12 protein-coding genes are annotated in these 9181 nt (G+C 60.0%); 7 read left to right on the top strand and 5 right to left on the bottom strand.

What is annotated here, in order from left to right; genetic code table 11:
• Positions 1 to 379: 379 nt before the first annotated feature.
• From P8Y39_09090 to P8Y39_09070, 5 genes are all read left to right on the top strand, one after another.
• Complete coding sequence (locus P8Y39_09090) at positions 380 to 1795, top strand: MATE family efflux transporter (GenBank protein ID MEJ2192486.1); 1416 nt, start codon at positions 380 to 382, stop codon at positions 1793 to 1795.
• 155 nt (positions 1796 to 1950) lie between these two features.
• Positions 1951 to 2181 (top strand): Lrp/AsnC ligand binding domain-containing protein, encoded by a 231-nt coding sequence (locus P8Y39_09085; GenBank protein ID MEJ2192485.1) that lies wholly within the window; start codon positions 1951 to 1953, stop codon positions 2179 to 2181.
• A gap of 74 nt (positions 2182 to 2255) precedes the next feature.
• A complete protein-coding gene (locus P8Y39_09080) occupies positions 2256 to 2723 on the top strand; it encodes a hypothetical protein (protein ID MEJ2192484.1) in 468 nt (155 codons plus the stop codon).
• On the top strand, positions 2704 to 3048 hold the full coding sequence (locus tag P8Y39_09075) for a YraN family protein (GenBank protein MEJ2192483.1): 345 nt from the start codon (positions 2704 to 2706) through the stop codon (positions 3046 to 3048). Before P8Y39_09080 ends, P8Y39_09075 begins: the two co-directional genes overlap by 20 nt.
• Before the next feature lie 62 nt (positions 3049 to 3110).
• Positions 3111 to 3449, top strand: a complete 339-nt coding sequence (locus P8Y39_09070; protein MEJ2192482.1) for a metalloregulator ArsR/SmtB family transcription factor — start codon at positions 3111 to 3113, stop codon at positions 3447 to 3449.
• A gap of 223 nt (positions 3450 to 3672) precedes the next feature.
• Here the strand turns inward: P8Y39_09070 and P8Y39_09065 are convergent, their stop codons facing one another.
• The 3 genes from P8Y39_09065 to P8Y39_09055 are packed head-to-tail and all read right to left on the bottom strand — an operon-like array spanning position 3673 to position 4845.
• Entirely contained in the window at positions 3673 to 4035 is a 363-nt protein-coding gene (locus tag P8Y39_09065; GenBank protein MEJ2192481.1) for a DsrE family protein, read from the bottom strand.
• 17 nt (positions 4036 to 4052) lie between these two features.
• Positions 4053 to 4610 (bottom strand): DsrE/DsrF/DrsH-like family protein, encoded by a 558-nt coding sequence (locus tag P8Y39_09060; GenBank protein ID MEJ2192480.1) that lies wholly within the window; start codon positions 4608 to 4610, stop codon positions 4053 to 4055.
• A 13-nt stretch (positions 4611 to 4623) separates the two neighbouring features.
• Positions 4624 to 4845 carry a sulfurtransferase TusA family protein gene (locus tag P8Y39_09055; protein ID MEJ2192479.1) on the bottom strand — a complete coding sequence of 74 codons (222 nt, stop codon included), beginning with the start codon at positions 4843 to 4845 and terminating at the stop codon, positions 4624 to 4626.
• Between the two features lie 359 nt (positions 4846 to 5204).
• Here P8Y39_09055 and P8Y39_09050 point away from each other — a divergent pair, with 359 nt between their 5' ends.
• Complete coding sequence (locus tag P8Y39_09050) at positions 5205 to 6491, top strand: outer membrane protein transport protein (protein ID MEJ2192478.1); 1287 nt, start codon at positions 5205 to 5207, stop codon at positions 6489 to 6491.
• A 92-nt stretch (positions 6492 to 6583) separates the two neighbouring features.
• Positions 6584 to 7081, top strand: coding sequence for a TlpA disulfide reductase family protein (locus P8Y39_09045; protein ID MEJ2192477.1), 498 nt, complete (start codon positions 6584 to 6586; stop codon positions 7079 to 7081).
• A gap of 58 nt (positions 7082 to 7139) precedes the next feature.
• Here the strand turns inward: P8Y39_09045 and P8Y39_09040 are convergent, their stop codons facing one another.
• Together P8Y39_09040 and P8Y39_09035 are read right to left on the bottom strand one after the other, a co-directional pair.
• Positions 7140 to 7529 (bottom strand): FixH family protein, encoded by a 390-nt coding sequence (locus tag P8Y39_09040; GenBank protein MEJ2192476.1) that lies wholly within the window; start codon positions 7527 to 7529, stop codon positions 7140 to 7142.
• A 164-nt stretch (positions 7530 to 7693) separates the two neighbouring features.
• Positions 7694 to 8863 carry a molybdopterin-binding protein gene (locus P8Y39_09035; GenBank protein MEJ2192475.1) on the bottom strand — a complete coding sequence of 390 codons (1170 nt, stop codon included), beginning with the start codon at positions 8861 to 8863 and terminating at the stop codon, positions 7694 to 7696.
• Between the last annotated feature and the right edge of the window lie 318 nt (positions 8864 to 9181).

Here is a 9181-nt window from a genome sequence, read left to right as displayed (position 1 = left end):
GGGGTAACTCCGTGGGGGTTCGAATCCCCCCTTCGGCACCAGAAACTCACTTTTTGGCTTGTGACCGGCCTTTTCGCGGGAGCACGCAAAGAATATTCCCGTTAAGGACCCGGTTTTTGCGGTTTTCGCTGCCTCGCCGGTGCACGGACAAACCGCTTCCCGCCCGCACCACGCCTTCGGTGCGGCGGCAGGCGGACAAAAATGCACTTCCCCCGCGCCCCCTTTTCTTTTTATCCGTCTTCTGAACGCAGAACGCGGGGTATCCCGCTCGACGTATTCTAAAGAGCGGGCTGCCAATCGTGCCTTTCCGGCTCGCGGCAATACGCCGGGATGAAACAAACGTTGACCGGATTTATAAGGAAGAGTATATATCGAACCCATGAAAGAAAGAAATAACTTGACGGAAGGGTCCATTCTAAAATCATTGATAGCCCTGTCGGTGCCGATAATATTCGCGAATATTTTACAGACCGCTTATCAATTGATCGATACTTTCTGGGTGGGCAGGCTGGGAACCGTCGCGGTTGCCGCCGTCTCCATCAGTTTCCCCATTATTTTCCTGATTATCTCCCTGGGAACGGGGTTGGCCATAGCCGGCACAATCCTTGTGGCCCAGTACAAGGGCAAGCAGGACAGGCGCGCCGTTGACCATATCACGTCTCAAACGTTGTTGATGGTCGTCGTTATTTCCTTAGTTCTTGCGACTATTGGCTACGTGCTGTCTCCTCTTGTGGTCCATTTGATGGGCGCGGAACCGGGGGTTTTTTCAAGCGCGGTTTCCTATATGAAGATTTCCTTCATCGGCATGATTTTCGTGTTTGCATTCATGGTTTTTCAATCGCTGATGAGGGGCGTGGGAGACGTGAAAACACCCGTATACATCGTTTCGGGGACCGTTGTTTTGAACCTCGTTCTGGACCCTCTTTTTATCTTCGGCCACGGCTTCGTCCCCGCTTTTGGAGTAAGCGGCGCGGCCGTGGCCACGATTTGCACCCAGGGACTGGCTGCGCTTGTGGGCCTCATGTTGTTATTGAGGGGAGAACAAGGCCTGCAGCTTCATCTCAAGGACCTCAGGCCCGACGGCTATCTGATAAGGAAAATGTTCCGTCTGGGTTTTCCCGCTTCCATAGAGCAGTCCACACGAGCGCTTGGAATGACGGTAATGACTTTTCTGGTTGCCAGCTTCGGGACTCTTACCATCGCGGCCTTCGGCATTGGAAGCAGAATTCTGAGCTTCGTCATTATCCCCGCATTGGGGTTGTCAATGGCGACCTCGACCCTGGCCGGTCAGAATATCGGTGCGGGAAAGGTCGAGAGAGCGGAAAGAATCATTAAGTTGAGCTCACTCGTGGGGTTCGCCGTTTTGACATGCGTGGGCATGCTTTTTTTCATATTCGCAACGCACATTTCCGGAATTTTTATTCCCGGTGAGGTGGAAACCATACGGACGAGTGCTTTCTTCATCAGGATAATGGCCCTGACGTTCGGATTCATCGGCATTCAAATGGCCTTAAACGGCGGGTTCAGGGGTTCCGGCAATACGATGATTTCCATGACGTTATCGATTGTCTCCGTATGGGTCCTGAGATTCCCGTTGGCCTATGTATTATCGCAGTTTACGTCCCTTTCGGAAACGGGCCTGTGGATAGCTTATCCGGTATCCAACGTGGTGGTGGGATTAGCGGCCATTGTCTGGTTTGCGAAAGGAACGTGGAAGCGAAAAAAGGTAACCGAAGAGGTTCGATTAACCGATGAAACGACAAAGGAAACGATAATAGAAGAAGGGATGAGCTGAGAGAGTTCTCGGGGCGGGAAGCGGCTATGTCCTTGCGCCGTCGGCAATCTTTATCTTTTCGGAAATGTGTGATAAAGTAAATCTGGGGGCGTTTCATTGCACCTTCAACCGTTTCGGAAAGACCCTGAGAGAATGCTGAGAGACGAGGAGGCGCCATGGCGAGAGTCTACATGCTGAGCAATGTGCTGCCGGGGAAGGAAAAGAGCATCCGCGACACGCTCCGCGGCACCAAGGGGGTCGCCATGGCGGACGCCGTGACGGGACAGTACGACATCGCCCTGGTGCTTGAAGGGGCCGACACCAACGAGATATTCAACAAGATACTGAAGGACATCAGGAAGATAAAGGGGCTCACCCGGACCGAGACCTTCGTTGCCATCGAGTAAAGCCCGCCGCCCCGGCGCACATGCACGCCCCGCCTGGGGGGAATAGTCCGGGGCCCGGCCCGGGGTCCCTTTCAGTGAAAGCCGTGAGACCCGACAACAACAGGAAGAACGGAAGGAAGAACGGATTTTATCCGCCCACCGTCGAGGACGTCGAGAGGGCGGAACGCCTGCGGGAGGTCCTCGAGGACCTGCAGGAGATAAACCGCATGGTGCCCATCATCGTGGAGGGGCGGCGGGACGAGCGGGCCCTCCGGCGCCTGGGCATGCTGGGGGAGATTATCACCTTCCACCGGGGCAAGTCGGTCTACGACTTCTGCGAGGACATCGCGCTCCGCTACCGGAGGGTGGTGCTCCTGATGGACTGGGACACCGTGGGCGAGAAGCTCATGCGGCAGGTGGGCACGGACCTGAAGGGGCACTGGGAGGAGTTCGCCCCGGTGAGGAACATGCTGAAGGTCCTCTGCCAGAAGGACACCAAGGACGTGGAGGGCATTCCCCGCCTGCTGAGCAACCTGGAGGGCAGTGCGGAGCCTGGGCGATAAGGGGGAGGGCCTGGCCGGGGCGTTCCTCGAGAAGAAGGGCTACAGGCTCCTCGCGCGCAACTGGCGCGGTCCCTCCGGCGAGGTGGACCTCATCGCCCGGGACGGCGAGGTGGTGGTCTTCGTGGAGGTGAAGACCAGGCGGGCCAGAAGGTTCGGCGACGCCCTGGAGGCCGTGGACACGCGCAAGCAGGAGAAGATTCGCCAGACCGCCCTTTCCTACCTGAGCAGGCTCCGGCCGGAGCCCCCCGTCAGGTTCGACGTCGTGACGGTCTTCCTCGAGCGGGACGGCTCCCCCCGTGTGGAGCACCTTCCCGGCGCGTTCTGAGGGGGCCTTTCGGAGTTGCAGAACTACTTGACCAATTCGGCGGGTTGGGAATATTATAGATTATGAGAAACGATAAGACCATATTCGAGCTTCAGGCCGAGGTCTGTAAGACACTGGCAAGCCCCAAGCGGCTGGAGATCATCCACGCGCTCAAAAACGGCGAGAAGACCGTCACCGACCTCGTGGATATCCTGGGCGTGCCGAAGGCCAACGTCTCCCAGCACCTGGCCGTCATGCGCCACAAGGGCGTCCTCAAGGCGCGCAGGGAAGGGGTCAACATCTACTACAGCCTGAGCAACCCCAAGGTCACCAAGGCCTGCATGCTGATGAAGGAAGTCCTGACGGAGCAGATGGCCCAGGGCGGCAAGCTCTTCGAGAAATTCGAGAAAGTGGAGGGCTGAAAGGGCCCTTCCAAACCGGGGCGGCTCCGGCGTGCCGCTTTTTCTCCCATCCCGCCGGTCGACCTTTTTTCTCTTCCGTACGTGCTGCGGCAAGCATTCGGTGCCGGAACAGAGGTGGAGAGTAAATGCGAAGGCCGAGACCTTCGCCTTTTCCGTCGCTTCCTTGCGCGGAGTAAAAAAAGGGACCGTCTTCGCGGTCCCTTTCTTGTTTTTTAAAAGCCGGCTAAAAGGTGAAGAGGGCGTCGGCCTCCTTGCCGCTTTCCAGGAGCTTGGAGGCGTTGACGAAGGTGATGCCCTCGATGGCGTCCTCCTGGTGGAAGTCCCGCGCGTCGCTGGAGGGATGGCAGATATAGACCTTGCCCTCCATCTCCATGAAGTTTGCGAGCATTTCCTCGATGGGCTCGAAGGTCTTGAACTTCACGCCCTGCACCCCGCCTTTCTTGCCGATCCAGACGGCCTCGTCCATCAGGAATATCTCGCAGTCGTAGCCGAAGCTCACGGCGGTGAGGGCCTGGGCCATGACTGCGGAGACGTTCTCCGTCTTGACTTTGGGGTCGCCCGAGACGACGTAGACAATCTTCGCCATGCGTGCCTATCCTCCGATTATATGAACAGTGTTGTGTTGGATTTGTACGAGCTGCTGAGGAATGCGGCCACGCCGCCCACCTCCACGCCGTCCAGGAGGTCCTCCTTCTTCATGCCCATGACGTCCATGGACATCTGGCAGCCGATGATGCGCACGCCGAACTCCCGGGCCATCTCGATGAGGCTCTCGAGCTGCTCGACGTTCTTCTTGCCCATCATGTAGCGGAAGAGTCTGGGGCCGATGCCGCCGAAGTTCATCTTCGAGGTGGCCAGTTTGCCCGCGCCCTTGGGGCGCATCCAGAGGACCATCTTCTCGAGGAAACCCCTTCCGGAGGTGCGGAAGGACGCCTTCTTGATGACGTCCAGCCCCCAGAAGGTGACGAAGATGGTCACGTCCTTGCCCATGGCCAAGGCGCCGTTGGCGATGATGAAGGCCGCCATGGCCTTGTCGAAGTCGCCGCTGAACAGGACCATGGTAAGCTGGTTATCCTTGCCCTCCAGTTTGCCGATTCTTTCTTCCAGTTCCTTTATCTTCTCCGTGACGCCGGAGTTGGCGGTGACCTGTGCGTCGCTCATGACGATACCTCCCCTACTTCTTCACCACGGTAGCCGTGATGTCCTTGCCTTCCTTGGTGATGTTGTCAAGCTTGTTTCCGGTCTCCTCGACCCAGGCCTTGATGTCGGGCTCAAAGCCGGGGTCGTCGCAGACGATTTCGAAGACCTCGCCCGAGCCCGCCTTCTTGAAGGCCATGGCGGTCTTCATGATGGGCATCGGGCATGCCATCCCCCTGAAATCCAGTTTCTCTGCCATTGCTTACCCTCCTCGTTTATATCCTTTTTTTCCGGGTCGTTCTACCCATATTTTGCCCTATTATAAAACAATTGGCTATGGATTTCTACAGTTTAGAAACTCCTTAACCATATTTTGTTTAGAAACTTATTGACAATCCCTCGCCCCTTCCTTTAATATGCCGGAACCGATTTTCCCGGCATGCTCCGGCGGCCGGTGTTTGTCGGTGACGAACGGGGACGGACATGGTACTCTTTGCACAATGGACATGGGCGCGTCCGGTAGGGGTTTCCGGGAACGGGGTAATATGTCCGCGGCCCGCAAGGGGCGCAGAGTCTTTTTATCTCAATAAAACCGGGAGGTAACGAAAAGGAGGGAGCATGAAAAGGATTCTCTGCATCTTGCTCGTATGTGGCATGGTGGCCGTCCTGGCGCCCACGGCGCAGGCCACAAATGGTGACAACCTCATAGCCGTGGGTCCCATCGCCCGGGCCATGGGCGGGGTGGGCATAGCCGCCCCCCAGGACGCCATCAGCGCGGTCTTTTCCAACCCGGCGGCGATGTGTTTCGGGCCGTACTGCCCCGGCTCGGAGGTGAACTTCGCCGGCACGCTCTTCATGCCGTCGCCGGAGGGGAAAATCACCATCCAGGGCGTCGGCGTCATCGATGCGGACAGCGACGAGAAGGTCTACGCCATCCCGGCCTTCGGCCTCTCCGTGCCCATCAACCCCAAGCTCCGGTTTGGCCTGGCGGCCTTCGGCGTCTCCGGCCTGGGCGTGGACTACCGGGATACGGCTATCGAAGACCCCACATTTTTTGATTTCTCAGGCGTGGGAGCGGGACCTTTCGCCCCTCTTGCCAGCGGCGAGTACACCCAGCTTCAGATCATGAAGTTCTCGCCCAACATCGCCTACCTGGTCAACGACAAGCTCTCGGTAGGTCTGGGCGTGCAGATCATCTACTCTTCCCTGGATTTCAGAAACGGCTCCTCTTTCAATTATGGCGCCGGCGTGCAGGTGGGGGCCATCTACAAGGCCACCGACATGCTCTCCCTGGGCGTGACGTATCAATCCCCGCAGTCGGTGGACCACAAGAACGTGCTCGCCGCAAATGGACAGAACGCCGACCTGAAGCTGGAGTCCCCTCAGGAGGTGGGCGTGGGGGTGGCTTTCGAGCCCCTGCCCGGGCAGCTCCTCCTCGAGGTCGACGGCAAGTGGGTCAACTGGAGCGGCGCCAAAGGCTATGAGGACTTCGGCTGGGACGACCAGTTTGTGGTCGCCGTGGGCGGGCAGTACAAGCCCGTCCCCAAGCTGGCCCTCCGCCTGGGCTACAATTACGCCAAGAACCCGGTGGACGAGAACAACGGCTGGGACGGCAGTTTCGGCGTTTCCGGACCCAACGACGTTGTCATGGTCCAGGGAACCCCCTTCCCGCGGTATTACTATGAGACTTTCCGGATTATCGGTTTCCCCGCCATCGTCCAGCACCACATCACCGGCGGGGTGGGCTACGAGTTTACGAACAACTTCGCCATGAACCTGGCCTACACGCATGCCTTCTCGGAGACGCTGACGGAGTCCGGGACGGACCCCTTCGGCAGGCCCGTGGCCCTGGAGTCCCAGCTTTCCGAAAACAGCCTGGAGTTCGGCGTCACCTGGAGGTTTTAGAGGCGAAAGCCCCGGCTCCGAAATCTGTGTATAATAGAAAGAGGCGGCCTGGAGGCCGCCTCTTTCATCTCAAGACGGAAGGACGGCGGTACATGATGAAAAAAGTCCTCACGGCTTTTGCTCTGCTTGCGGCACTCCTGGTTTTCCTCCCCCTTGCGAGGGCGGGCGATGCGCGGGAAGATGCAGTTTTCCCTCCGTTCACCCTGACCACCATGGACGGCAGGACCATCGACTCGGCGGACCTCCGGGGCACGCCCCTGTTCGTAAACGTCATGGCCACATGGTGCCCGCCCTGTAAGCGGGAGGCCCCGGACGTGGAGCGCGCCTGGCGGGAGTTCAAGGGCAAGGTGCAGTTCATCGGCATCTTCGTGGCAAGCGGCGATAGGGCGATGGAAGACTTCGTGGAGAAATACGACCTCACCTTCCCCGCGGGCAAGGACCCGGGTATCGTGGGGGACCTGAACCTGGTGGCGTTCCCGGTGGGCATTTTCGTCACGCCCGGGGGCAAGATAGCAAAGATGCACTACGGGGGCATCACGTACGAGGAGCTGAAGACCTCCCTGGAGGAAATACTGAAAGAAGGCGATTGAGGGAAGCGCCCTCCGGCGGCTAAAGGGGACCGCCCCTGGCGAGCGGGGCTTTTCGTACCTATTCCTTTACGTTGGGGAATACAAAGACGACCCGGTCGGACTTGCCCCCCGCCTTTATGTCCAGCCTGATTTCCCAAAGCCCGCCCATGCTCAACAGCAGGTTCGTGCGATAGACCCCGCCGCCCTTGTCATGGACCCTGACGGTCCATGGAACGCCGTGCCCCATCTCCGGCATCCAGGGACTCACATTTATAGAGGCGCCTTCCACCGGCTTGCCGTCCGGCCCGGTTACGCGCAATTCGACCAGGTTCTTGCCCTTCCTGAGCTCGCCTTTCTCGATTTTCATCTTTACCGTGAAAATCCCCTGCTTGCCCGTCTGGGTTACCTGGGTGGAACAGGCGGAAAGCAGGAGGGCGCATACGAACAAAGCGGAAACTATCCTGGCCAAGGGCACCTCCTTTAGCGGAAATCCGCACAGGGCAAGCTACCACAGCACCCTCCGTCACGTCAAGGCCAGGAGCCGTTTTCTTAAACAGAGCAGCCACTATTTCGTCACCGCTTCGATGGACAAAATAAAAGTGTCTGGACACTCGCTGGGGGCCGTCGCCCCCCTTAACCGCAGGGGGCCGAGCCCCCCTTGCCGAAGGGGCAGACGGGGTATCGGCATTCGGGGCAGTTCAGGCAGAGCCCGCCGTGGCCCAGGGCGGCCAGGTCGCCTCTGGTGATGCGCTCACCGGCCAGCACGCGGGGAAGCACCAGGTCGAAGGCCGTGCTCCGGTGGTACAGCCCGCAGGCGGGCACCCCGAGGACGGGGACTTCTCCCAGGTAGGCCACCAGCAACATGGCCCCGGGGAGCACGGCGGAGCCGTAGACGATGCCGGTGGCCCCGAGCCGGGCGATGGCAAAGCGGGTCACATCGTCGGGGTCCACGGACATCCCCCCGGTGGTGATAAGGAGGTCCGCCCCGGCCTCAAGAAGCTCCCTCATCCGGCCCTCGATGGCGGACTCCTCGTCGGGGACGTAATGAAGGCCCACCACCTCGCCACTCAGATCGATAGCCATATAACCAATCGTGGGGTACGCGCTGCCCGGCCCGCTGCGGATGTTGACATTTGTGTTGGCGGTCACGTAGGGCTTACCAGGGCGTGGCGTGGGCACGATCACGATGATGGTGCCAGACGTACCGCCGGGCGGGGCCACAATATCGGAGGTGTCGCCGGGTGGCCGGGGTGTGGCGAGGCTTAGAGCCGGTTTGCCGGCGCGGGGCCGCCGCATGGGCTTGACCTCGAGCACCCCGCGGGGGGCGCTCCGGGCGGCCGCGAGGGCCTCGTCCAGGGCGGAGCGCTTTATGACGAGGGGTATGGCGCGGGTGGCAGCCACGACCCGGCCCTTTCTGACCACGGTGTTGGTGTGCAGGGAGGCGCACATCACCTCTCCCTGCATGTTGAAAGCATGGAGGGCCCCCGCGTGCACCTTGAGGAGGCCGTCCCGTGCGGCCACAAGCTCTATCTTGCCCTCCCTGGGCTCTCCCCCGGGGGCCACGCCCTCGCCCGCAAGGGCATGGGCCAGCTCGCGGGCAGCCTCGTCCTCGTGCATCTCGTCGGGGCCCACCTCCAGGATGAAAAGGCTCTCCTTCCCCAGCCGCTGCAGATGGCAGATGTCCTCCCGGTGGATGACCTGCCCCTTTCTGAAGGCTCGCCCCTTGAACTCCCCCGGGCGGATTTCCGTGATGTCATGGGCCAGCACCATGCCCACCGCGTCCTTGAGGGGAACGCTACGCATGTCCCGCCCTTCGGTCTCACACACGGCGGGCTCTCCCGGAGGAAGTTCTCACTCCCGCAGGCGGCCCCGTACGGGACCGAAGGGGGCTTTGCGCCCGTTTTGAAGGGGGAAGCGTGAAATATAGCGCATGCGATATGGCCATGGGAAAAGTCGCGGAGAGGCCCCGCCTTCTCCTTAGAAGAAGCCTATAGCAGCCGCCCCGGCATGTCAAGCGGGCGGCGGCCCGCGGCGTCTGAAGCGGGCGGCGGCCAGCAAGGGACCGCATCCGCATCTAACCAGAGAGCAGTCAGCAGCTCATTCCGCTCAAATGGACGAAGA

Source organism: Nitrospirota bacterium (assembly GCA_037386965.1).
In the GTDB taxonomy this organism is placed as follows: domain Bacteria; phylum Nitrospirota; class Thermodesulfovibrionia; order Thermodesulfovibrionales; family JdFR-86; genus JARRLN01.
Note: the sequence above shows the minus strand (reverse complement) of the source record. Positions and strands in the feature narration are given on the sequence as shown.